At 70.0% G+C, this 22,708-nt stretch carries 10 protein-coding genes and 10 pseudogenes; 11 read left to right on the top strand and 9 right to left on the bottom strand.

Annotation, left to right across the window (positions count from 1 at the left end):
* Nucleotides 1-39: 39 nt before the first annotated feature.
* Nucleotides 40-1,039, top strand: a pseudogene (locus OJJOAM_RS01600) (Bug family tripartite tricarboxylate transporter substrate binding protein).
* A gap of 22 nt (nt 1,040-1,061) precedes the next feature.
* Nucleotides 1,062-2,225 (top strand): annotated as a pseudogene (gene metC, locus OJJOAM_RS01605) (cystathionine beta-lyase); the annotation flags it as partial.
* Between the two features lie 98 nt (nt 2,226-2,323).
* On the opposite strand, the gene OJJOAM_RS01610 reads toward metC, so the two are convergent.
* A complete protein-coding gene (locus tag OJJOAM_RS01610; protein WP_422648683.1) occupies nt 2,324-3,325 on the bottom strand; it encodes a tripartite tricarboxylate transporter substrate-binding protein in 1,002 nt (333 codons plus the stop codon).
* A 250-nt stretch (nt 3,326-3,575) separates the two neighbouring features.
* On the opposite strand from OJJOAM_RS01610, the gene OJJOAM_RS01615 reads away from it, so the two are divergent.
* Nucleotides 3,576-4,898: an NAD(P)/FAD-dependent oxidoreductase gene (locus OJJOAM_RS01615; RefSeq protein WP_422648684.1), complete on the top strand. Its 1,323-nt coding sequence runs from the start codon at nt 3,576-3,578 to the stop codon at nt 4,896-4,898.
* On the opposite strand, the gene OJJOAM_RS01620 is transcribed toward OJJOAM_RS01615, so the two are convergent.
* Entirely contained in the window at nt 4,874-5,797 is a 924-nt protein-coding gene (locus OJJOAM_RS01620) for a LysR substrate-binding domain-containing protein (RefSeq protein ID WP_422648685.1), read from the bottom strand. The two genes, OJJOAM_RS01615 and OJJOAM_RS01620, sit on opposite strands and share 25 nt — an antisense overlap.
* 635 nt (nt 5,798-6,432) lie before the next feature.
* Between OJJOAM_RS01620 and OJJOAM_RS01625 the strand changes: the two are divergent.
* A pseudogene (locus OJJOAM_RS01625) lies at nt 6,433-7,185 on the top strand (porin); the annotation flags it as partial.
* A gap of 16 nt (nt 7,186-7,201) precedes the next feature.
* Nucleotides 7,202-7,525: a hypothetical protein gene (locus OJJOAM_RS01630; RefSeq protein ID WP_422648686.1), complete on the top strand. Its 324-nt coding sequence runs from the start codon at nt 7,202-7,204 to the stop codon at nt 7,523-7,525.
* Here OJJOAM_RS01630 and OJJOAM_RS01635 read toward each other — a convergent pair.
* A pseudogene (locus OJJOAM_RS01635) lies at nt 7,516-8,622 on the bottom strand (glycine betaine ABC transporter substrate-binding protein); the annotation flags it as partial. The gene OJJOAM_RS01630 and the pseudogene OJJOAM_RS01635 sit on opposite strands and share 10 nt — an antisense overlap.
* Nucleotides 8,623-8,730: 108 nt before the next feature.
* A pseudogene (locus tag OJJOAM_RS01640) lies at nt 8,731-9,118 on the bottom strand (glycine betaine ABC transporter substrate-binding protein); the annotation flags it as partial.
* Here OJJOAM_RS01640 and OJJOAM_RS01645 point away from each other — a divergent pair.
* The 4 genes and pseudogenes from OJJOAM_RS01645 to OJJOAM_RS01660 all read left to right on the top strand — a co-directional run bounded on the left by OJJOAM_RS01645 (nt 9,024) and on the right by OJJOAM_RS01660 (nt 13,417).
* Entirely contained in the window at nt 9,024-9,395 is a 372-nt protein-coding gene (locus OJJOAM_RS01645; RefSeq protein ID WP_422649646.1) for a hypothetical protein, read from the top strand. The pseudogene OJJOAM_RS01640 and the gene OJJOAM_RS01645 overlap by 95 nt on opposite strands.
* Nucleotides 9,396-9,505: 110 nt before the next feature.
* A pseudogene (locus OJJOAM_RS01650) lies at nt 9,506-10,387 on the top strand (LysR family transcriptional regulator); the annotation flags it as partial.
* Nucleotides 10,388-10,687: 300 nt separating this feature from the next.
* Nucleotides 10,688-12,194, top strand: a pseudogene (locus OJJOAM_RS01655) (NAD(P)-binding domain-containing protein).
* Between the two features lie 56 nt (nt 12,195-12,250).
* Nucleotides 12,251-13,417 (top strand): CMD domain-containing protein, encoded by a 1,167-nt coding sequence (locus OJJOAM_RS01660; RefSeq protein WP_422648687.1) that lies wholly within the window; start codon nt 12,251-12,253, stop codon nt 13,415-13,417.
* 244 nt (nt 13,418-13,661) lie between these two features.
* On the opposite strand, the pseudogene OJJOAM_RS01665 reads toward OJJOAM_RS01660, so the two are convergent.
* The 3 genes and pseudogenes from OJJOAM_RS01665 to OJJOAM_RS01675 form a co-directional block, all read right to left on the bottom strand.
* Nucleotides 13,662-17,045, bottom strand: a pseudogene (locus OJJOAM_RS01665) (DNA translocase FtsK 4TM domain-containing protein).
* A gap of 96 nt (nt 17,046-17,141) precedes the next feature.
* On the bottom strand, nt 17,142-17,555 hold the full coding sequence (locus OJJOAM_RS01670; RefSeq protein ID WP_422648688.1) for a DoxX family protein: 414 nt from the start codon (nt 17,553-17,555) through the stop codon (nt 17,142-17,144).
* A 295-nt stretch (nt 17,556-17,850) separates the two neighbouring features.
* Nucleotides 17,851-18,817, bottom strand: a pseudogene (locus OJJOAM_RS01675) (LysR family transcriptional regulator).
* A gap of 150 nt (nt 18,818-18,967) precedes the next feature.
* Between OJJOAM_RS01675 and OJJOAM_RS01680 the strand changes: the two are divergent.
* Complete coding sequence (locus OJJOAM_RS01680) at nt 18,968-19,591, top strand: FMN-dependent NADH-azoreductase (RefSeq protein WP_422648689.1); 624 nt, start codon at nt 18,968-18,970, stop codon at nt 19,589-19,591.
* Between the two features lie 245 nt (nt 19,592-19,836).
* A pseudogene (gene egtB, locus OJJOAM_RS01685) lies at nt 19,837-21,139 on the top strand (ergothioneine biosynthesis protein EgtB).
* Nucleotides 21,140-21,178: 39 nt separating this feature from the next.
* Here the strand turns inward: egtB and OJJOAM_RS01690 are convergent.
* Entirely contained in the window at nt 21,179-21,895 is a 717-nt protein-coding gene (locus OJJOAM_RS01690; protein WP_422648690.1) for an ankyrin repeat domain-containing protein, read from the bottom strand.
* The gene (locus OJJOAM_RS01695; protein ID WP_422648691.1) at nt 21,888-22,685 is read right to left on the bottom strand and encodes a TatD family hydrolase; all 798 of its coding nucleotides are present in this window, start codon (nt 22,683-22,685) and stop codon (nt 21,888-21,890) included. The genes OJJOAM_RS01690 and OJJOAM_RS01695 overlap by 8 nt, the downstream gene beginning before the upstream one ends.
* Between the last annotated feature and the right edge of the window lie 23 nt (nt 22,686-22,708).

Consider the following 22,708-nt stretch of genomic DNA (forward strand, 5'->3'; position numbering starts at 1 on the left):
CCTGGAGGAGTCCCCATGAAAAGAACCCTATCCCTGTCGATGCTCGGCCTGCTGACCGCGGCGCAACTGACCGCGGTCCCCCTCGCCACCGCCACCGCCATCACCACCGCGAGCGCGCAGCCGCTGACGCCGGTCGGCGGCTATCCGAGCCAGCCGATCCGCTTCGTCTCGCCCTTCCCCTGCCGGCGGCGGCAACGATGCGATCACGCGCATCGTCACCAACAAGCTGGCCGCCATCACGGGCCAGCCCGCGGTGGTCGATAACCGCGGCGGCGCGGGCGGCAATATCGGCGCGAAGCTGGTGGCCGAGACCAAACCGGATGGCTATACGCTGCTGACCTCTCAGGTGTCGCTGATGGCCGTCAATCCGACGCTGTACTCGTCGGCGGGCTTCGATCCGATCAAGAGCTTCACGCCCATCACGCAGCTGAACGCCGCGCCGCTGGCCATCGTCGTCGCCGCCGATTCGCCGCTGAAGACCTTCGCCGATCTGGTCACGCAGGCCAGGGCCGAGCCGGGCAAGCTGACCTACGCGACGCCGGGCAACGGCACGCTGTCGCATCTGGTCGGCGTGGTGCTGGACAAGGACCACAGGATCGCGCTGACGCACGTGCCGTACAAGGGCGCGGGCCCGGCCATCACCGATCTGCTCGGCGGCCAGGTGGCGACGCTGATTACCTCGACCTCGTCGGTCGCGGGCTTCGTGCAGAGCGGCAAGATGCGCGTGCTGGCGGTGACCAGCCCGAAGCGCCTGGGCGTGTTCGCCAAGGTGCCGACGCTCGACGAGCTTGGCTACAAGAACACCAGCTTCGAGGACTGGTACGGGATCTTCGCGCCGGCCGGCACCTCGTCGGAGCGCGTCGCCTACCTGCGCGCCTCGATCGTGCGGGTGCTGCAGTCGCCCGAGGTCGTCAAGCTGATCCACGACGGCGGCAGCGAGGTCGTCGCCAGCACGCCGGAGGCCTTCGCCGCGCAGCTCAACAGCGATATCGCGAAGTGGTCGCGCATCGTCAAGCTGTCGGGCGCGAAGATCGACTGATTGCCGATGCCGCTTGGACGCCATGCCAGATCCCACCCAACATTCGCCGCTGACCACGCTGGTCCACGCCGGCAAGGCGCTCGACTATCCGGGCGGCCGCCCCGTCAATCCTCCGGTGGTGCGCAGCAGTACGGTGCTGTTCGACACGGTGGCGCAGCAGCGCGAGGCACGCGCACGGCGCGGCGAGGAACGCCTGTTCACCTACGGCGCGCGCGGCACGCCGACCAGCTTCGCGCTCGAGGACGCGGTCTGCGCGCTCGAAGGCGGCCACCGGACGCGTCTGTATCCGACCGGGCTCGCCGCGATCGGCATGACGCTGCTGGCCTATCTGCGCCCCGGCGACCATGTGCTGATGGCCGACTGCGTCTACGAGCCGGTGCGCCATCTGGCCAATACCTTCCTGCGCGATCACGGCATCCGCGTCGATTTCTACGCCGCCGACGGCAGCGATATCGAGGCCCGCATCGAGCCCGCCACGCGCATGCTGTACGCCGAATGCCCGGGCTCGCTGGTCTACGAGATGTGCGACCTGCGCCGGCTGTCGGCGCTGGCGCAGCGGTACGGGCTGCTGCTGGTGGCCGACAACACCTGGGGCTCCGGCCTGCAATACCGGCCGCTGGCGCTCGGCGCCGACGTCTCGATCATGGCCGCGACCAAATACCTGTCCGGGCATTCCGACGTGATGATGGGCACGGTGACGACCACCGAGGACGCCTGGCAGCCGCTGTCCGCGCTGGCCGACAGCTTCGGCATCGCGGTGAGCCCCGACGATGCCTATCTGGTGCTGCGCGGCATCCGCAGCCTGGCGCCGCGGCTGGCGATGCACGAGGCCAACGCGCTGGCGGTGGCCGACTGGCTGACGCAGCGTCCCGAGGTCGCCACGGTGTTCTGCCCCGCGCTGCGCGGCGATCCGGGCCACGCGCTGTGGCAGCGCGATTGCACCGGCACCAACGGCCTGCTGTCGTTCGAACTGCGTAGTCACGACCTTGCCGCCGCGGAGCGCTTCGTCGATGCGCTGACGCTGTTCGGCATCGGCGCTTCCTGGGGCGGCTACGAAAGCCTGGCCACGCTGTCGGACGTCAAGCGCGCCCGCAGCGTCGGCGACTGGTCGGGCCGCGGGCCGATCGTCCGGCTGCATGTCGGGCTCGAGGATCCGCGCGATCTGATTGCGGATCTCGAGCAGGGGGCTGGCGGCGATGGGCCGATGAACTGCAGGACGGCCGCGCAGCCGCCCGCCGTCGATCGCCCTTATCGCCCTTATCGCCCTTATCGTCTTGAGCGCCCTCAATCGCCCTTGTACCCCGAGGTCCGGACGATGGGCGTCCATTGTTCGCTCAGGCGCTTCCTGCGTTCGACCACCTGTGCCGGCGTCGAGCCCGGCTGCGGCTCGTATCCGATCGCACGAATGCGTGCCTGCACGTCGGGCTGGGCGAGCACGGCGCGCATGGCCGTGTTCCAGCGCGCGATCTGCGCGGGCGGCGTACCGGCCGGCGCGTACAGGGCATAACCGGAGCTGGCCAGCAGCGACGGGTAGCCCTGCTCGCCAAAGGTCGGCACATCGGGAAGCTGGCTGCTGCGCTGCTTGCCCGATACGGCCAGCACGCGCACCTTGCCGGCGCGGTGCTGCTCGACGAAGACGCCGATCCCGTCGATCGCCGAGCCGATCTGGTTGCCCACCAGATTGGTCACCATGGCGGGCCCGCCCTGGAACGGCACGATCGACATGTCGACGCGGGTCTGGCGGGTGAAATCGAAGGCGAGGAAGTGCAACACCGATCCGAGTCCCGAAACGCCCAGCGTGGCGGCGGCGGGATTCGCGTGGGCCGCCTTGACGTAGTCGTCCAGCGTCCGGTAAGGCGAACTTCCGCTGACCGCGATGCCATAGTCGAGCCCCGCCACCTCGGTGATCGGCGCAAAGTCCTTGTCCGGGTCGTACCGCAGATTGCGGTAGACCAGCGGGGCAATGACCATCGTGTCGAACAGCGTCATCAGCACCGTATTGCCATCGGGCGCCGCCTGCTTCAACGTTTCGGCGGCCACCCGGGTGCTGGCACCGGGCCGGTTTTCCACGATCACCGGCTGCTTCAGCTGGTCCTTCAGCCGGTCCACCAGCACGCGCGCCATCGCGTCGGCCGCGCCACCGGCGGGAAACGGAACGATAAAGCGGGCCGGCGCCTCGGCACGGGCCTGTCCCGGCGAACCCAAACCCAGGATGCAGCCCGCGGCCAGCGCGGAAATGGTGCCAATGGCGCGACGGCGCCCCGCTCGTGTTGCATTGCTCGACATGCGTGGTCTCCCCTTGTCGTGTCTCGTGTGCTCGTGTGCTCGTGTGCTCGTGTGCTCGTGTGCTCGTGTGTCGTGTTCTCGCGTGCTGGTGTGCTCGTGCCCTGTGGCGACGCCAGGTCATCATGGTCAAGCCCGGCCGGAATGTCGAATCACGGTTCTGAATGCGCCATCACGAATCCGAAATGGCGGGACGGCGAGGCGGTGCCGCATGATGGCGAGGCGTATTTCCGCCGACTCATCGTCTTGACCCATGTCCCTGTCATCGCCCTGCACCGTCTCGACCACCGCTGTTCCGCCACGGCCGCATGCCGCGCCACGCCGCCCGGCCGCTTCGGCCAGGATCGCCGTCGTCGGCGCCGGCATCGTCGGGCTGTGCATCGCGCTGTCGCTGCGGCGCCTGGGCCGCGATGTGGTCCTCTATGATGCGTTGCCTCCCGGCGGCGGCGCGTCGTTTGGCAATGCGGGCCTGATCAGCGTGGACAGCTGCATTCCGATCGCGCTGCCCGGCATGGTATGGCAGCTGCCGAAGTGGCTGCTCGACCGGCACGGGCCCCTGGCGATCCATCCGCCGCGGCTGCTGGCCGCCGCGCCATGGTTGCTGGCATGGGTGCGTGCCAGCCGTCCGCGGCAGGTCGCGCACGCCTCGCGCGCGCTGCGCGCCCTGCATGCGCCGGCGCTCGACGGCTATCGGGAACTGCTGGGCGACACCGCGGCCGGCGCGGTGATCCACGCCACAGGCCAATTGCACCTGTGGTCGGCGCAGAGCCCGCCATCACGGGCCGATCGGCTCGTCGCGCGCTTGCGGCAGGAACAGGACGTGGCCACGGAACCGTTGACGCAGGCCCAGCTGAAGGCCCTGATGCCGGACCTGGCCGATCACGTCCGAGGCGGCATCCGCTTTCCGCGGCATGCGCACGCGATCGATCCGCAGCGGCTGACGCAAGCGCTGGCAAGCCAGTTCGAGCGCGAAGGCGGCAAGATCCGCCTGCGCCGCGTGCAGCGGCTACAGCCTTGCCACGACGGCGGCTTCCGCTTGTGGACCCATCAGGGTGACGACCGTGCCGACCGTGTGGTGGTGGCGGCCGGCGCCTTCTCCGGCGAATTGCTCGAGCCACTCGGCGTGCGCCTGCCGCTGGAGGCCGAACGGGGCTATCACGTGCAATTGCCCAACCCCGGCGTGGCGGTGCCGGTGCCCTTCATCTACAAGGATCAGGCGGTCGCCGTCACGCCGATGGAAGGTGGCCTGCGCTTCGCCGGCACCGTCGAAATCGCCGGGCTGCGCCATCCGCCGGACGAGCGCCGCACCGAGGCGATACTGGCCACCGCGCGCCGCTTGTTCCCGGGCATCGATACGCGGGGCGCGAGCGTCTGGCTTGGCCTGCGGCCCTCCACGCCGGACAGCGTGCCGATCATCGACGAGCTGCCCGCGCATCCGGGCCTGTATCTCGCCTGCGGCCACGGCCACACCGGCTTGACGGGCGCGCCGATGACCGGCCGGCTGATGGCCGCGCGCGTGGCCGGCGTGCCGTGCGCGCTCGACCCGTCGCCCTACCGGCTCTCGCGCTTTTTCTGAGTCCCCATCTGCAGCAGGATGTCGCGGGCCAGGTCGATCAGCGCGCGCGGCTGCAGCTCCTGTGTTCGCGATTTCAGCCAGTAGGCGCGGTACGACAGCCGGCGCGACGACGACAGCGGCAGCACGCTCAGGCGGGAAGCCCCGAACAACTGCGCCGGCAGGCCGTCGAACAGCATGAAGCCGAGCCCCTCGGCCACCATGCCGCACGCCGAGATCGCCGCCGGACATTCGGCGACGGGTACGGGCATGGCGCCGCAGGGTTCGAACAGCCGCTCCACCACGTCCTCGATGCCCTCGATCCGGGACAGCGAGATCATCGGCTCGTCGAGCAACTGGCTCGGCTCCACCACCGCCTGGCGCGCCAGACGATGGCCAGGCGGCAGGTAGCACACCATCGGCAGCTCGGCCAGCAGTTCGCTCTCGACGCCCGGAATATCCGGGACCTCCAGCGCAAAGCCGATGTCCGCCTTGCGCGAGCCGATCAAGGCGGCCACATGGTGCGCGACGCGCGAATGCACCGAGAAAAAGATATCGGGATACTGCCGCGCATAGGTGGCGGCGAGCCGAGGCAGCACGGTCGCGCCAAAGGCCGGCGTGCACGCGATCGAAATCCGTTGGCGCTGGTCTTGCTCGATGCGCTGGCAGAAGGCGTTGATGGCATCGAGGCCAATGAAGGACTTCTCGATTTCCTCGAACAGCATGTCGGCACCGGGCGTCGGCACCAGCCGCCCGCCACGGCGATCGAACAGCAGGAAGCCAAGGCGCTCCTCGGCGTCGCGCAGCACGTTGCTGATCGCGGGCTGCGTCACATGCAGGCGGGTGGCCGCGCCCGTCACCGAACCGGTCAGGATGATCGCGTGGACCGTTTCGATATGGCGGAAACTGAGTTTTCTTCTCATGACGGTACCGGGAATGGCCGGTGGCCTGCTGCCTGCGGCCGGGTGGAGGCACATCGTAGGACGGCGCGCAGAGCTGGCGATCGGGCTGTCGCTCGCGCTCCTCGGCGTTTAATCGAAGCTGTTTACCGATTAAATCTAGCCCACTTTCACAAAAATTATTTAAACATCACATTTCAGCGATGCCGCGAGGGCGTTCGCCAGGACAGTTTTCGCCGGCCAATGGCGCCCGTCACGCGGTCCCCAGGACCGCGTTTTCCGGGCCGGCTCGGCAAAGCAGGTAAACTACCGCCCGTTCGCCGTACCGGGGACGACCCGGAACACGCCTTCACCGTCCGCCCTGCACGAGCCGGAACGACGCGCGAGGTGGGCGCCGGCGAACCCAGCCACAAGGCCCTCGGGCCCACTCCCGCGGCGCCGGACCGTCCGGCACCGCACAGGCTTGCCCGGCTCCACTGCCGGCATTCGCCGCCAGCAAGGCAACGTCGCCCACCTCGACCTTCGCCCGGGACACGCGCCACCGCGCACGTCCCGATGACGACCCGCGTGCCCGCGCGGGACTGGTACCGCAGGCCATCGGTCTGACGGGTCCGCCGGCGCCCTGCGTGCCGGACGGGTCCGACCTCGGAGGACAATCCATGAAGAAGACAGCCAGCCCCTGGCTGCTGGCGGCCGGGCTGTTGCCCGTCGCCGCTCTCCCCGGCGCCGCGCAAGCCGAGCCCGGCGTCACGCTGTACGGCATCGTCAGTTCGGCGGTGCGCTACACCTCGAACCTCGACGGCCATCACAACGACCAGCTTGCGCTGGTCTCCGGCGGCATGGTCGGCAGCCGCTTCGGCATCAAGGGCGACGAAGATCTCGGCGGCGGCAATCACACGATCTTCCAGCTCGAAGCGGGCGTCGGCAGCGACGACGGCCGCCTGGGCTACAACGCGCTGTTCGGCCGGCAGGCCTATGTCGGCCTGAAGGGCGACTGGGGCAGCCTGACCTTCGGGCGCCAGTACAACGCGCTGAACAATATCGGCTGGGCCTTCAATCCGCTCGACCAGGGCTGGGGCAACTTCTGGTCGGACCCGCTGTACCTGGGCGGCGACATCTTCATCCAGGACTACCGCATCAACAACAGTGTGGTGTACCAGCGCACGATGGGCCCGCTGACCGTGCAGCTGGACTACGGCGCCGGCGAGCAGCCCGGCAGCATGGTCCGCGGCACCACGCTGGGCGGCGGCGCGCTGTACCAGCAGGGAGCGGTCGCGTTCGGCGTCGCCTACGACCAGCGCAAGAACGACGATGGCAGCGGCACGGTGCGCAACTACACGGTCGGCGGCTCGTATGCGTTCGGCAAGGCCAAGGCGTTTGTCGGCCATATGGGCCGACGGGAATCGGCCAGCGATGCGCGCTACGCCATTGCGTTCGCGGGGGCTCGGCTATCAGCTGACGCCGGCGCTGCATCTGTCGGGCGCCTACTACCGCTACTGGCAGAACGGCAACGTGGCCACGCAGTTCCAGGAAGTGCCGGTGCCGCTGGGCAGCGGCAATGCCGACAGCGTCGCGGTGGTGGCCGACTACGCGCTGTCCAGGCGCACCCACGTCTATGTCGAGGCCGATGCCGCGCGAGCGCGCGGTGGCGCGGTCGGGCGCGAGACCGAGTACTGGGCCGGCACGCCCGCGCTCGATGTCGACAGCACCACGCGCGTCGGCGTGATGGTCGGCATGCGTCATCACTTCTGAGCGTTGCGCTGGCCGCGGAACAGCAGCCAGCGCTCGATGCCCTCGAAGATGCCCTGCGCCAGCAGCGCGAGCAGCGCCGAGGGAATCGCCCCGGCCAGCAGCAGCGTGTCGTCGTTGAGCGCGAGGCCGGTGGCGATGCGCTCGCCATAGCCGCCGGCGCCGACGAAGGCCGCCACGGTGGCCGTGCCGACGCTGATCACGACCGCCGTCTTGATGCCGGCGAGAATCACCGGCAGCGCCAGCGGCAGTTCGACATGCCGCAGGCGCTGGCGCGCGGTCAGACCCAGCGCGCGGCCCGCGTCCGACAGCCCGGCCGGCACCTGCTGCAGGCCCGTGCAGGTATTGCGCACGATCGGCAGCAAGGCGTAGAGAAACAGCGCCACCATCGCGGGCCACAGGCCGATGCGGCCGAGCAGCGGAATCAGTCCCGCCAGCAGCGCGAGCGACGGCACGGTCTGCAGCATGCCGGCGATGGCCAGCACCACCTGCCCGAGCCGCCGGCGGCGCGCGGCAACCACGCCCAGCGGCACACCGACCACCACCGCGGCGCCGACCGCGCCGGCCACCAGCGCCAGATGCTGGCAGGTCAGCCGCCAGGTGTCCGGCCCCAGCAAGGCGCCGAGCAGCCCTGCCCGCTTGTCCGCCGCCGCGCCATCGCCCTGCAGAAAACCCCGCGCCACCGACGCGAAGCTGGCGCCGTCGAGTTCGGCCTGCGCGTTCATCGCGATCATCCGCTCGCCGTCGATGCGGCCTTCCAGCCCGGCGATCGCACGCCATCCGGCGGGATGGCGCTGCGGCACGTCGAGGCGGTACAGCACGATGGCGTCGTAGCGCGGAAACACATGGCGGTCGTCGTCGAGCACGCGCAGCCGATAGGCGCGGATCTTGGCGTCGGTCGAATAGATGTCGATCGCATCGACCTGTCCGGCCGCCAACGCTTCGTAGGCGATGCCGTGGTCCAGTCCGACCGGCTGCTGCGGCAGGCCGTAGCGGCTGGCCAGCATGGGCCAGCCGTCGGCGCGGCCGAGGAACTCGTGCGACAGGCCGAGCCGCAGTGCCGGTGCATGGGCCAGGTCGGACAGCGTACGCAGGCTGGCGGGCGCGGCGGCGGCCTGGGCGCTTTTGCCCCCCATGCGACCCGTGCCGCCCTCGCCGCCCGCCGCAGCGGCGTGGGGGGCTCTTGTCGCCCGCGCCTCCCATGCCGCCCGTGGCGCCCTCGCCGCGCACCGCGATCGCATAGGTGTTCTGGAAGCCGAACGGCACCGCCGCGCCCAGGCCCAGCGGCGCGAGGGCCGCGTTGATCTGCGCCAGCGTCGCGGTGGCGGGCAGCTTCAGCAGCTCGGCCGCGACGGTGCCGGTGTAGTCGGGATACAGGTCGATGCTGCCGGCGCGCAGCGCGGCGAAGACGATCGCGGTATTGCCGAGCCCGGCCAGATGGCGGGCGGGACCGGCCGTCGCAGCGGTCTGGGTCAGGATTTCGCCGAGGACATAGGACTCGGTGAAGCGCTTCGAGCCGATCTTCAGCGGGGCATTGGCGGCGGGAGCGGCGGGAACGGCGGACGAATCGCCCTGCGCCCAGCCGGCGGGCGGCATGCCGAAGAACAGGGACAGCACGGCCAGCAGGCCCAACAGCGGCCGCCACAGCGGCTCCAAAAGTGGTCCCCGCAGCGGCCGCAAGAGCGATCCCCGCGGCGGCTTCAACAGCCGCCCCAACAGCGGTCCCCGCAGCGTGCCGGAAGCCCGGCCGCATGATTGCCTCATCCCGTCTCTCCAGGCACACGACCGGCCCATGATAGCGACCCGCCGCCGCGACGCACCTGCCGGCCCGCCCGGCATCGGCGCCGGGCGGCAGAAGCGTATGCCGAAATAGTATTTGCATTCGGCATCATAAGCGCGCAAGAATGCGATATACGCATAGTGCGCTGCGTGCCTTGAGTCAGGGCCCTGCGTGCCTCACCAGCCTGTTTGCCACCCGGAACCATGGAAATCCGCCAGCTCGAAGCTTTCGCCGCAGTGATGTCGACCGGCAGCGTCACCGCCGCCGGCCGCCTGCTGGGCCGCTCGCAGCCGGCGATCACGCGCTCGATCCAGGAGCTGGAGAGCGAACTGGGCTTCGCGCTGTTCGCCCGCAGCGGCCCCCGCGTCAGCCCGACGGAGCGCGGCTTCCTGCTGTACGAGGAAGTCGAGCCGGTCCTGCTCGGCATGCAGCAGATCCGTGCCAGCGCCGCGGTGATCGGCCGCGAAGGCAGCCGCTCGCTCAATGTGGTGGCGACCCCGGCGCTGGCCGCCGGCCTGGTGCCCGCCGCGCTGGCCGCCGATCCGGCACTGCCGGCGCAGATCCATCTGCACAGCGCCTCGCCCGAGAAGGTCGTCCACGCGGTGCTGACCGGCGCCGCCGAGGTTGGCGTCACGAGCCTGCCGCTCGAGCACCGCGGCGTGGCGGTGCACTGGATCGGCGAGGTGCAATGCGTGGCCGCGCTGGCCGCCGACGATCCGCTCGCCGCCGCCGATACCGTGCCGCTGGCCGCCTGCGCCGAACGCGCGCTGGTGACGATGCAGAACCCCTACCGGCTGCGCCAGCTGGTCGACCGGGCGCTGGAGGACGCCGGCATCGCGGTGCCGCGCCGGATCGATACCAATACCTCGCTGAACGCGCTGGCGCTGGTGCGCGCCGGCCTTGGGCTTGCCGTGCTCGAGCCCGTCACGGCGTATGGCATGCCGGTCGACGGCGTGGCCGTGCGGCCGATCGACGTGCCGATCCCCTTCCATTTCTGCGTGATCACGCCGCAGGGACGGCCGCCGACGCCGGCCGTGCAGAGCCTGACCGAACAGCTGGCCGTGGCCGCGGCGCGGCTGCTGCCGGGCTTCGTGCGGCGCGACGAGCGCGAGGGCGACGGCCTGGTGGCGCAATACGAAACGGGCAGTGATGCGGGCAGCGACGCGAGCAGCGACACCGGCGGCGGCTCCGGTGACCGCACTGCCGACGACACCGCGCGCGAGTCGGTCCGCACCGGCGCGCGCCGACGCCAGCAGCCAACCCGGCCGGCCCCATCCACCCACGCGGCCGAACCCACCCGATCTGCCCAGGCGGCCCAGGCAGACCAGATGGCCCGGCGCGCTCCATCCCGACAGAACGATTGATGTCCGCCTGAGATGTCCCAGATGTCCACCACCGAATCCACCCTCTCCCCCGCTCCTGGCGGCCTGCCCGCGCTGGAAGCCCGCCTGCGCCAGGACCTCGCCTGGCTGGACCTCCCCCGCCAAGCCCTGGGTGCCGCCGCGCCAGTTCGACGGCGCGCCGGTGCTCGACGTCGCCATCATCGGCGGCGGCATGGCCGGCCTCGCGGCCAGCGCGACGCTGAAGCATCTGGGCATCGAGGCCCGCATCTTCGACCGTGCGCCGGCGGGCTTCGAAGGGCCGTGGGCCACCACCGCGCGCATGGAGACCTTGCGCTCGCCCAAGCAGCTGACCGGCCCGGCGCTGGGCCTGCCGGCCCTGACCTTCCGCGCCTGGTACGAGGCGCAGTTCGGCACGGCGGCCTGGGACGCGCTCGACAAGATTCCGCGCCTGCAATGGATGGACTATCTGCGCTGGTACCGGCAGGTGCTGGAACTTGACGTCGCCAACGAGCACACCGTCGACACCGTGGTGCCGCGCGCCGACGGCCTGGTCGAGCTGCGCATGACGACGCCCGCCGGTCCGCTGCGCGTGATGGCGCGGCGCGTGGTGCTGGCCACCGGCCGCGACGGCCTGGGCGGCGCACTGCTGCCGGCCTTCGCGCAGGACCTGCCGCGCCATCTGTGGGCGCACTCGTCCGATCCGATGGACTACCGCGTGCTGCGCGGCAAGCGCGTCGGCGTGGTCGGTGCCGGCGCTTCGGCGATGGACAGCGCCGCCACCGCGCTGGAGGCCGGCGCGGCCAGTGTCGACCTGCTGATCCGCCGCGCCGAGATCCCGCGCATCAACAAGAGCAAGGGCTCGGGCAATCCGGGGCTGACGCACGGCCACTACGGGCTGCCCGACCAGTGGAAATGGCGGCTGCGCCATTACATCAACAGCGAGCAGGTGCCGCCGCCGCGCGGCAGCACGCTGCGCGTTTCGCGCCATGACAACGCGCGCTTCCATGTCGGCTGCCCGATCGAGCGAATTGAGGTCCACAGCGACGTCCGCAGCGACGTCCGCGGCGACACGCTGCATGTGCACACCGCCAAGGGCCTGTTCGAGCTCGACTTCCTGTTGCTGTCGACGGGGTTCCGCGTGGATTTCGGTGCGCGCCCCGAGTTCTCCGTCATCGCGCCGCAGATACGCCTGTGGCGCGACCGCTTCCAGCCGCCCGCCGGCCAGGACGACCAGGAACTGAGCGATTCGCCCGACCTCGGCCCGGTGTTCGAATTCCAGGAGAAGACGCCCGGCGCCTGCCCCGGCCTGTCGCGCGTGCATTGCTTCTGCTATCCGGCCGCGCTGTCGCACGGCACGATCTCCGGCGATATCCCGGCGATCAGCGACGGCGCGCGCCGGCTGGGCCAGGGCATCGCCGCGCTGCTGTACCAGGAAGACGTCGAGACGCACTTCGCCGACCTGCAGGCCTATGCAGAGCCGGAGCTGTATGGCGACGAATGGACTCCTGCGCCGCCGCCTTCGCAGCCCGGCCAATGCATGGGCCAATGAATGGGCCCATGCATTGGCCCTGCTCCGCTGACCGCTTACTTTTTCATCCCGACACCATGACCGCTTCGTCCACCCAAGCCAACGCCACCTTCGAACTCGACCTGATCGACCGCCTCGCCGGTCTTGCCGCCGGCAGCGCCACGCATGCGCTGCGCCATCAGCGCGACAAGGTGGCGGTCGCCACCGAAGGCAGCTATCGCACGATGTTCGATCCGGCCCTGCCCGGCCTGACGCTGACCGAACGCCTCGCGGTCGCGCTGTACGCGTCGCGGTTGACGCCGTCGGCCGAACTGGCCGCGCACTATCTCGATCGCCTGCAGGCGGCCGGCGCCGATGCGAAGACCGTGGCGGCCGTCGATGGCGCCCGCCTCGAGGCCGTCGCCGATGCGCGGCTGCGCGCGATGCTCGCCTTCACGCGCAAGCTGATCGAAAAGCCGGTCGAAGGCGACCGCGCCGCGCTGCTGAGCCTGCCGGCCGCGGGGCTGTCGACGCCCGAAGTCGTGACGCTGGCGCAGCTGATCGCCTTCCTGTCGTACCAGGCGCGGCTGGTCGCGGGCCTGCGCGCGTTGAGCGGCGCGGCGCAGGGCGAGGCGCTGCCGAGCGGCCTGGCGCCGGCCGCGGCGGCCACCACCAAGCCGGGCGACACGATCCGCATCAACGGCTTCACCAACGAAGTGCTGGACTGGAAGGCGTGGCTCGACGTGGTGCCGGTGGACCGCGCGACGCCGGAGCAGATCGCGGTGCTGGAGGAAAGCCACCCGAAGGCCAAGGTGTCGGACTACTACCTGTTCCTGGTGCACCAGCCGGAAATCCTGCGGCAGCGTTCGGCGGCATTCAACGCGATCATGTACGCGCCCGGCGGCATGGCGCGCGCCGAGCGGGAACTGGCGAGCACCGTGGTGTCGTGCATCAATGGCTGCGTCTACTGCGCGTCGGTGCATGCGCAACGCTTCGAACAGCTGGCCAAGCGCAATGACGCGATCGCACAGGTCTTCGACAATCCGCGCACGGCGGGCACCACCGCTCGCGAACAGGCCATCGCGCGCTTCTCGGTGGCGCTGACCGAGCATCCGGACCGCATTGGCGCCGCCTCGCTGGCGGCGCTGCGCGAGGCGGGACTGAGCGACGCCGAGATCCTCGACGGCATTCACGCCATCGCGATTTTCGCGTGGGCGAACCGGTTGATGCTCAATCTGGGCGAGCCGGTGGTGGCGCAGGCGTAAGCGGGGATCGGTTGCCCTCTCCCTCAGCCCCTCTCCCGCAAGCGGGAGAGAGGGGGAGCAACAGCGCGCGCAAGCAAGGGCGGCGTATTCTCCTTCGCCCCAAGCGGGAGCAGCGAGCAACCAATCGCGTAAGCAAAGGCTGGGAGTGTCCTCCCTCTCCCGCTTGCGGGAGAGGGCCGGGGAGAGGGCAAACAGCGCCCGCATGACCGCGATCGTCTGACCCCGGCAACATCAATCCAAGCCCCTACTCCTGCCCCCCAGGCGCCAGCACGTCGCGCGCGCCATTGCGCCCCATCGGCGAAACCAGCCCCGCCACTTCCATCTGTTCGATCAGCCGCGCCGCACGGTTGTAGCCGATGCGCAGATGGCGCTGCACCGCGGAGATCGACGCGCGGCGCGACGTCAGCACGAAGGCCGCGGCCTCGTCGTACAGCGGATCGGCCTCGGCATCGCCGCCGGGCCCGTCGCCGAACAGATCGCCGCCGCCGGCCTCGGCCGGGTCGGGCGCCAGGATCGCGTCGTCGTAGTCCGGCTCGCCGAACTGCTTCCAGTGCTCGACCACGCGATGGACTTCGTCGTCGCCGGCGAAGGCGCCGTGCACGCGTTGCGGATAGCCGGTGCCCGGCGGCAGGAACAGCATGTCGCCCTGCCCCAGCAGGCTTTCCGCACCCATCTGGTCCAGGATCGTGCGCGAGTCGATCTTCGACGAGACCTGGAAGGCCACGCGCGTCGGGATATTGGCCTTGATCAGGCCGGTGATCACGTCGACCGACGGGCGCTGCGTGGCCAGGATCAGATGGATGCCGGCCGCGCGCGCCTTCTGGGCCAGCCGCGCGATCAGTTCCTCGATCTTCTTGCCGGCCACCATCATCAGGTCGGCCAACTCGTCGATCACCACTACGATCAGCGGCAGCGTCGACAGCGGCTCGGGCGCGTCCGGGGTCAGCGAAAACGGATTGCGGACCTTGTCGCCCGCGGCCTCCGCGGCGCGGATCTTCTGGTTGTAGCCGGCCAGATTGCGCACGCCCAGCGCCGACATCAGCCGGTAGCGTTTCTCCATCTCGCCGACACACCAGTTCAGCGCGTGCGCGGCCTGCTTCATGTCGGTGACCACCGGCGCCAGCAGATGCGGAATGCCCTCGTAGACGGACAGTTCCAGCATCTTCGGATCGATCATGATCATCCGCACGTCGTCCGGCGTCGCCTTGTACAGCATCGACAGGATCATCGCGTTGATCGCCACCGATTTGCCGGAGCCGGTGGTGCCGGCGACCAGCAGGTGGGGCGCGCGCGCCAGGTCGGTGACCACCGGATTGCCGGTGATGTCCTTGCCCATCGCCAGCACCAGCCGCGACGCGTGGGACTGGAACGACGAGGCTTCGACGATCTCGGACAGGCGGATCATCTCGCGGCGGGCGTTGGGCAATTCGAGACCCATGCAGGTCTTGCCCGGAATGGTCTCGACCACGCGGATCGAGCTGACGCCCAGCGCGCGCGCCAGATCCTTCATCAGCCCGACCACCTGCGCGCCGCGCACGCCCATCGCCGGCTCGACCTCGAAGCGCGTGATGACCGGACCGGCCGAGGCGCCGACCACGGCCACCGGCACCTTGAACTCGGCCAGGCGCTGCGCGATCAGCTCGCCGGTTTCGGCCAGATGCTGCTCGGAGACCTGCTCGGCGTGTTCGACCGCCGGTTCGAGCAGATCGATGCCGGGCAGGCGGTAGTCGACGATGCGGGGCGGTGGTGGCGGGGCAATCGGCGCAGCCGGGGCGATGGCCGCTGCGGCCGCGGCGGGCTTCGCCACGGCATTGGCGCCGGGCGGCTGCGATGCCGCGTCGAGCGGCACGGCGCGGCCGACCACGGCCGGCAGCACGATGCGGGGCTTTTTGGGCCGGAGGCGGCGTGGGGGCCGTCGATTCGGCCGATTCGGTCGATTCGATTGATTCAGCTGCTTCGGTCGGTTCGAACGTCTCGGATACCTGGGCCGCCGTTTCCGTTGATTCCGTTGCTTCGGTTTCCGTTGGTTCGGCTGCCGCGGCGATCTCCGCGGCCGATTCCTCCCACGGCGGTTCCCACGCGGCCGTGGGCGTCGCGACAGTCGCCGGCGCCGGCTCGTACACGGCTACGGCGTCGGGCTTGGGCTCGGCGTCCTGCGCGGCCGTGTCGGTCGCAGGCACGAACGCAGGCGCCGGCTCGGGCTGGGACGCTTCGGGCAACGTCAAGGCCGGCGTCGCGACATCCCGCTGCGTTGGCGCAGCCTCGGCGCTGCCGGCAACCGGGATGTCCTGTGCCTCGACGGGATCGCCTCGCACGCCGTCAGCCGCGGGCTCGCTCACCGGCTGTCCTTCCTCCGCGCCGGCCAGGGCGCGCAATTCGGCCAGCAAGGCCTGCGCCTCGGCGCGGATCGCCTCGTAGGCCGCGGTCTGTTGTGCGTCGGCGAGCTCGGACTCGGCTGCAGCAGAGTCGGCCGGCGTGGGGGGCCTGTTCTACAGCCAGGGCTGCGGCATCGGCAGCATTTGAAGCAGCATCGGCAGCGTTTGGCCCGGCGGCGGCATCGGTTAGCGAGGTGGTGCCCTGCCCCCGCGGGCGGCGCGACCGACGAAGGCGCGGCTACGGCCCCATGCAGCGGCGCAGCGCCTGCCGGCCTCGCCTGCGGCTGCGCTTCGGGCAACGTCGTGATCGCGCTGCGCAAACCCAGTTGCGGCTGATGGAAGGGGCTGGCGACGACGGTGGCGCGCAGCTGCCCCCGCGAGGCTGCAGAGGCTGCAGAGGCGGAAGCAGCGGCAGAGGACGCGGTCGAGGCCGTGACGGCCGGCGCGGCGACACCTGCCGGGCGCGATGGCGCCGCAGGGGCCGGACGGACCGAAGGAGCCGAAGGAGCCGAAGGAGCCGAGCCGGCAGTCCTGGCCGGCGCCGCTCGTTGCGCTGGCGGCGTCGGCGCGGAAGGGGTCGGTTGAGCCGAGTGAGCCGAGTGAGCCGATTTAGCCGATTGAGCGGCCCGGGCCGGCTGCCTCGAATGCAGCCAGATCTCGCCGGGCTGCGGCGGCGATACGCGCGTGCGCGGCGGCGGTTGCCACGCCGGGGCGCGCCGCGCCGATACCGCTTCGATGCCCTTGTGGCGCGCCGTGGGCCGGCGCGCGCTGTCGTCGCCGACCGGCGTCCAGCGCGTCGCCACCGGGGCCGGCATGGAGGCTTCGCGCACCGGCCGCGAGGCGGCCGGCATCGCTTCATCGCTCGCGTCGGCGGCAGCGGCATGGCGCCGCGGCTTGCGCGCGAACAGGCTGTGCCACGTCTCGCCGAACACCATCGGCGCGGCCAGCGCCAGCACACCGAGCATCAGCAGCAGCGCACCGGTCCAGCCGAACAGGTCGGCGGCGATGCCCGCCACCCCTGCCCCGGCGGCGCCGCCGGAGGATGCGGTGGGTTCCACATCGGACGACGCCGACGTACTGGCGGTCAGCGCTTCGAGCGTCGCGCTCGCGCACAGCGTCAGCGCACTGCCGAGCCAGACGCGCAGCGTGCCGGGCCCGGAAAACACCGGCTGTCCCGCCAGCATGCGCGCCACCATGCGCCACGCCAGCGGCAATAGCCAGAAGGTCGACAATCCGAACCAGCCCAAACCCATATCGCTACGCCATCGAAAAAACCACGGGCAGCGATTGTAGCGGTTATGCCGCCGGTGCCGGCCCTGCCACAAGCAAAAAACGCCGCGCGGGACGTATCAATTCAGCGGCCCGCCCGCTCCGCCGACGCTGAAGCGACCCGCACCGAGCAGCATCACCGCGACCGCGGCGCCGAGGAACATGCCCTGCAGCTCCAGCTCCCAGCCACCGCTCTTGTTCAGCATGCCGAGCTGATGCATGTGGACCAGGCCGACCGCGAACAGCATGTTGATGGCGATCACCAGCGCGGCGGCGCGCGTCCACAGGCCGATGATCAGCAGCACGGGCGCCAGCACTTCGCCGATGTAGACGCCATAGGCGATGAAGGAAGGCAGGCCCGCCTGGTCGACCATCTGCACGATGCCTCCGGGGCCGTTGATGACCTTCGCGATGCCGTGCAGCAGGATCAGTATCCCCAGCACGATACGCAGCACCGCCTTGCCCAGATCCTGAGAACCATGAGTAGCAGCCATCGATGTCACTCCTTTGGTGGTTGACGCAAACGGGTCCCCGGTTCGATCCGTGCGCAGAGGTTGTAGGCGCCTTGCGCTGCACGCGCAGGCGCCCCTGTACCTTAGCGCCGGTTCGCGTGAAGGTAAAGCCGCAAATGCGCGCCGAACCCTTGCTGGGCGCGGGTTGTGGCGCCGACCGCAACACCGCGGCGGACCACGCTTCCCGCCGCGCGGCCAACGGCGGCGCGTTGCGCCGCTCGCAGCGCGGGCAAGGGCGGCGGCCGCCCGCCTCGGAACCCGGTGAACGGCGAGCGGATCAGCCCGGCGCCGTCGGCGGCAGCGGCTGATGCATGCCGGGCGGCATGATCGGCTGCATGCCGGCCTGGCGCACGTTCTCCGGCAGGATCTCGGTCAGGAAATCCAGGAAGCGCCGCACTGCCGGCGGCATGCCGTGCCGCGACGGGAATACCGCGTGCAGCGTGCCGACCGGCATGCGCCATTGCGGCAGCAGCACCTCCAGGTCGCCGCGCTCGATCGCCTCGCTGCAATACATGCGCGGCAGCATCGCGACGCCGATGCCTTCGACCGCCGCCGACAGCAGCACGGCGAACTCGTCGCAGACCAGGCGGGGATCGTAGGGAATCTGCGTGGGCGGCTCGTCGCCGATGGACAGGTTCCACACATGGCGCCCGTCGTGGGGTTTTTGCCCGACGCCGGGGACGCCCGCCAGCGCCTTGGGCGTGCGCGGACGGCCAATCGCGTCCAGCAGGCCGGGGCTGGCCACCAGCGTCAGCGGGCTCGAGCCGAAGGTGCGGATCGCCAGCGACGAATCGTCGAGCACCTCGCGCACGCGCAGCGCCAGGTCGTAGCCCTCCCCCGATCACGTCGACGCGCCGGTTGGTGGCGTCGATCTCGACCTGCACGCCGGGGTTCTCGCGCATGAAGCGCCCGATCGACGGCGCAAGCAGGTTCTGCGCGATGCCGACCGCGCAGGCCACGCGCAGATGGCCGCCGGGCTGGGCGCGCGCCTGCTCGACGACGTCGCGGGCGGCCTGCGCCTCGGACAGCATCGCCTTGCAGCGCTCGTAGAAGGCCTCGCCCAGCGGCGTGACGCGGACCTGCCGGGTGGTCCGGCGCAGCAGCTGCACGCCAAGCTCCCGTTCCAGCTGGGCGATGCGCCGGCTCAGGCGCGACTTGGGCACACCGGTGGCGCGGCTGGCGGCGGAGAAGCTGCCGTGCTGGACCACCTGGGCATAGAGATAGAGATCGTTGAGGTCTTGCATGGTCGCCATCGTAAGGGCTGGGCGGCCGCTCGGGCCGGCGCAATGCGTTCCACAAGTAGAACAATAATTTCCATTATGGATCACTACCGACATCAATCGCCAGCCTTTATCTTTCCTCACATCCAAACCAATTCCGATGTGGAGAGCGTGATGAAGATTCTGCAAATCGATTCGAGCGTGCTGGGCGACAACTCGGTGTCCCGCAACCTGACGGCGCAAGTGGTGGCGGATCTGCGCACCCGCCATCCGGAAGCGACCCTGACGGTGCGCGACCTGGACAAGGAGGCCGCGCCTCACCTGTCCGGCCATCTGCTGCCGGTGCTGGGCGGCCCGAAGGAAGGGCTGGACCCGGTGCAGCAGGCCGAGCTGGAGCGCACCGAGGCCTGGCTGAAGGAATTCCTCGAGGCCGACGTGCTGGTGCTGGGCGTGCCGCAATACAACTTCGGCATCCCGAGCCAGCTCAAGGGCTGGATCGACCGGATCGCCCAGGCCGGCCGCACCTTCCGCTATACCGAAAACGGTCCGGTGGGCCTGGCCGGCGGCAAGAAGACCATCGTCGTGTCCTCGCGCGGCGGCGTACGCCAGGACCCGAACGGGCTGGACCTGCACGAGGTCACGATCGACACGGTGCTGCGCTTCCTCGGCATCACGGACATCACCTACGTCCGCGCCCATGGCCTGGCGATGGGCCCGGAATACCGGGCCGCCGGCCTGGACGCCGCCAAGCGCGAGCTGGCCGCGCTGAACGACGAGGACGGCCGCCTGGCCGCCTGATCGCGGTGCTCCCGCGTGGGGCGCCGGCGCGGTGCTTGGACATGCCGCTGGCGGCCCGCGCCGTCAGCGGTTGACCGACTCCCCGCAGGGAGGGATCGCGTCTATGATGGAGCGGTTCGTACCTGCGGTTTCGGCGTACGCCCACTCGGGGGGAGCAGGCGCTGCCGCGCGATGCGCGGGCTGGCCGGAACCGGCCACGGCGACGGTGCCAGGCAGGCATCGGCGCCATCGACCCCGGAGCCCGCATGCCCTCTTCCCTGTTGCCCGCCAGCGTCGTCCATCCTCCCCAGGAACCGGCGCTGCTGTCCCGGTATCGCCATATCCGCGCCGCCACCGAAGCGATGGTGGCCGATATCAGCGACGCCGACGCGACGGTGCAATCGATGGACGATGCCAGCCCGGCCAAATGGCATCTGGCCCATACCACCTGGTTCTTCGAGGAATTCGTGCTGACCGCGCGCATCCCCGACTACGAGCCGGTCGATGCGCGCTACCGCTATCTGTTCAATTCGTATTACGAGGCGGTCGGCGCCCGCCATCCGCGCCCGCGCCGTGGCCTGTTGAGCCGGCCCACGCTGGACGAGGTGCTGGCCTACCGGGAAGCGGTCGACGAGGCGATGTTCGACCTGCTGATGCGCGCGCAGACCGACGAGGAAGCCGCGCTGATCGAGCTGGGCCTCAATCACGAGCAGCAGCATCAGGAACTGCTGCTGACCGACATCCTGCATCTGTTCGCGCAGAATCCGCTCAAGCCGGCCTTCGCGCCCGAGCTGGTGGCACCGGTGATCGCCGACCCGCGGCCGGTGCCGGAATGGCTGACGTTTTCCGGCGGCGTGGTGGCGATCGGCCATGAGATGGGCCCGGACCGCGCGGGCTTCGCCTTCGATTGCGAGGGGCCGCGGCACCAGGTGCTGCTGCGCCCCTATCAGCTGTGCTCGCATCCGGTAACCAACCGGCAATGGTTCGAATTCATCGAGGATGGCGGCTATCGCAGCGCCGGGCTGTGGCTGTCGGACGGCTGGCGCTGGGTCGGCGAGCAAGGCATCGAGGCGCCGCTGTACTGGGAGGAGCGCGACGGCACCTGGTGGCAGATGACGCTGCGCGGTATGCATCCGGTCGATCCGGAGAGCCCGGTCACCCATATCAGCTACTACGAGGCGGACGCCTTCGCGCGCTGGGCCGAGCGCCGGCTGCCGACCGAGGCCGAATGGGAGCACGCGGCGCGCAACCTGCCGGCCACCGGCAATTTCCTCGAGGGCCGTGCGCTGCGGCCGCTGCCGGACCGGCAGAACACCGCCGGCGCGCTGCGCCAGATGTACGGCGATGTCTGGGAGTGGACCGCCAGCGCCTTCCTGCCCTATCCGGGCTTCCGCCCCAGCCCCGGCGCGGTCGGCGAGTACAACGGCAAGTTCATGAGCAACCAGATGGTGCTGCGCGGGGGGATCGTGCGTGACACCCGAATCCCATATCCGCGCGACCTACCGCAACTTCTTCTATCCCCACCAGCGCTGGCAGTTCACCGGCGTGCGGCTGGCGGACGACGCCTGAGCGGCGTGAACGGAGTCAGCGGCGTCAGCGGCGCAGCCCCTACCAACCGGCCTTGCCCTTCCCCTTGCCGCCGTCCATCGGCGTGTCCGGGAACTGCTTCTGCCAGCGCGAGCGCAGCCCCTGGGCGATCTCGGGCTGGTTGTAGCGGTCGGCGAAATCGATCGCCGTCATGCCCTGCTGGTTGCGGATCCGGATGTCGGCGCCCTCGTCCAGCAGCAGCTTGACAGTCTCGATATGGCCGCCGCGCGTGGCCATCATCAGCGGCGTGGTGCCGTTCGGGCTCTCCGCGTCGACATAGGCGGATTCCTCCAGCAGGTAGCGGACGATCTCCAGATGGCCGTTGGTGGCGGCGTAGTGCAGCGGCGTCCAGCCGGTCTTGTTGATCTCGACCTGGCGCTGCTCGACCATCCGCTTGACCATGTCCAGCTGCCCTTGCAGGCTCGCCATCATCAGCGCGGTCTCGCCGGCGGCGTTGGTCTTGTCGAAGTCCAGGTTCTTGGCCTCGATCAGCGCCTCGGCCGCCTTCAGCGACTTTTCCCGCAGCGCCGCCACCAGCAGCGGATCGCCGCGGCGGTCGGTCAGGTTCGGATCGACGCCGCGCGAGAGCAGCTTGCGGACTTCATAGCCATTGTCGAGTTCGACCGCCAGCCGGAGGTCGTCGGCCGGCGCCGCCAGCACCGGCAGCGCGCCGCCGGTCAGCGCCGCGGCCAGCACGGTGGCCAGCAAGGGGCTGCGCAACGACTTGATATCAAGCATTAGCAGTCCTTTCCATGTGCTTGAACAAATTGAAGAAGTTGTCCGTCGTCTGCTGCGCGACCTGCTCCACCGGCAGCCCGCGCAGCGTGGCGATGAACTCGCCGACATGCCGCACCCAGGCCGGCTCGTTGGTCTTGCCGCGGTACGGCACCGGCGCCAGGTATGGCGAATCGGTCTCGATCAGCATCCGCTCCAGCGGCACCTTGCGCGCGGTCTCCTGCAGGTCGACCGCGTTCTTGAAGGTCACGATGCCCGAGAACGAGATATGAAAGCCCATGTCCAGCGCCTGCCGGGCGACGTCCCAGGTCTCGGTGAAGCAGTGCAGCACGCCACCGACCGCGCCGGCATCCTCTTCGCGCATCAGCCGCAGCGTGTCCTCGGCCGACGAGCGGGTATGGATGATCAACGGCTTGCCGGTCTGCCGGGCGGCGCGGATATGGGTGCGGAAACGCTCCCGCTGCCACTCCATTTCGTCGATGCTGCGGCCGTTGAGCCGGTAATAGTCCAGCCCCGTCTCACCGGTGCCGACCACGCGCGGATGGTTCGACAGCGTGACCAGCCGCTCGACCGTCGGCTCCTCGGCGCCCTCCTCGTAGTCCGGATGCACGCCCACCGAGGCGTACAGGTTCGCATGCTGCTCGGCCAGCGCCAGCACGCGCGGGAAGTCCTCCAGCGTCACCGAGATGCACAGCGCATGGGTGACCTGGTTCTCCCGCATGTGCGCCAGCAGCTCGGGCAGCCGCGCGGACAGGTCGGGGAAATCGAGGTGGCAGTGGGAGTCGACGAACATGGCAGATGGGGAATCGGACGGGC

Source organism: Cupriavidus sp. H18C1 (assembly GCF_049311595.1).
In the GTDB taxonomy this organism is placed as follows: domain Bacteria; phylum Pseudomonadota; class Gammaproteobacteria; order Burkholderiales; family Burkholderiaceae; genus Cupriavidus; species Cupriavidus cauae.

Bases quoted from the DNA above. Each gene is read 5' to 3' on its own strand.
- OJJOAM_RS01610 (WP_422648683.1), bottom strand. From the start codon at position 3,325: ATGTCGAGCAATGCAACACGAGCGGGGCGCCGTCGCGCCATTGGCACC.
- OJJOAM_RS01615 (WP_422648684.1), top strand. From the start codon at position 3,576: ATGTCCCTGTCATCGCCCTGCACCGTCTCGACCACCGCTGTTCCGCCA.
- OJJOAM_RS01620 (WP_422648685.1), bottom strand. From the start codon at position 5,797: ATGAGAAGAAAACTCAGTTTCCGCCATATCGAAACGGTCCACGCGATC.
- OJJOAM_RS01660 (WP_422648687.1), top strand. From the start codon at position 12,251: ATGACCGCTTCGTCCACCCAAGCCAACGCCACCTTCGAACTCGACCTG.
- OJJOAM_RS01670 (WP_422648688.1), bottom strand. From the start codon at position 17,555: ATGGCTGCTACTCATGGTTCTCAGGATCTGGGCAAGGCGGTGCTGCGT.
- OJJOAM_RS01680 (WP_422648689.1), top strand. From the start codon at position 18,968: ATGAAGATTCTGCAAATCGATTCGAGCGTGCTGGGCGACAACTCGGTG.
- OJJOAM_RS01690 (WP_422648690.1), bottom strand. From the start codon at position 21,895: ATGCTTGATATCAAGTCGTTGCGCAGCCCCTTGCTGGCCACCGTGCTG.
- OJJOAM_RS01695 (WP_422648691.1), bottom strand. From the start codon at position 22,685: ATGTTCGTCGACTCCCACTGCCACCTCGATTTCCCCGACCTGTCCGCG.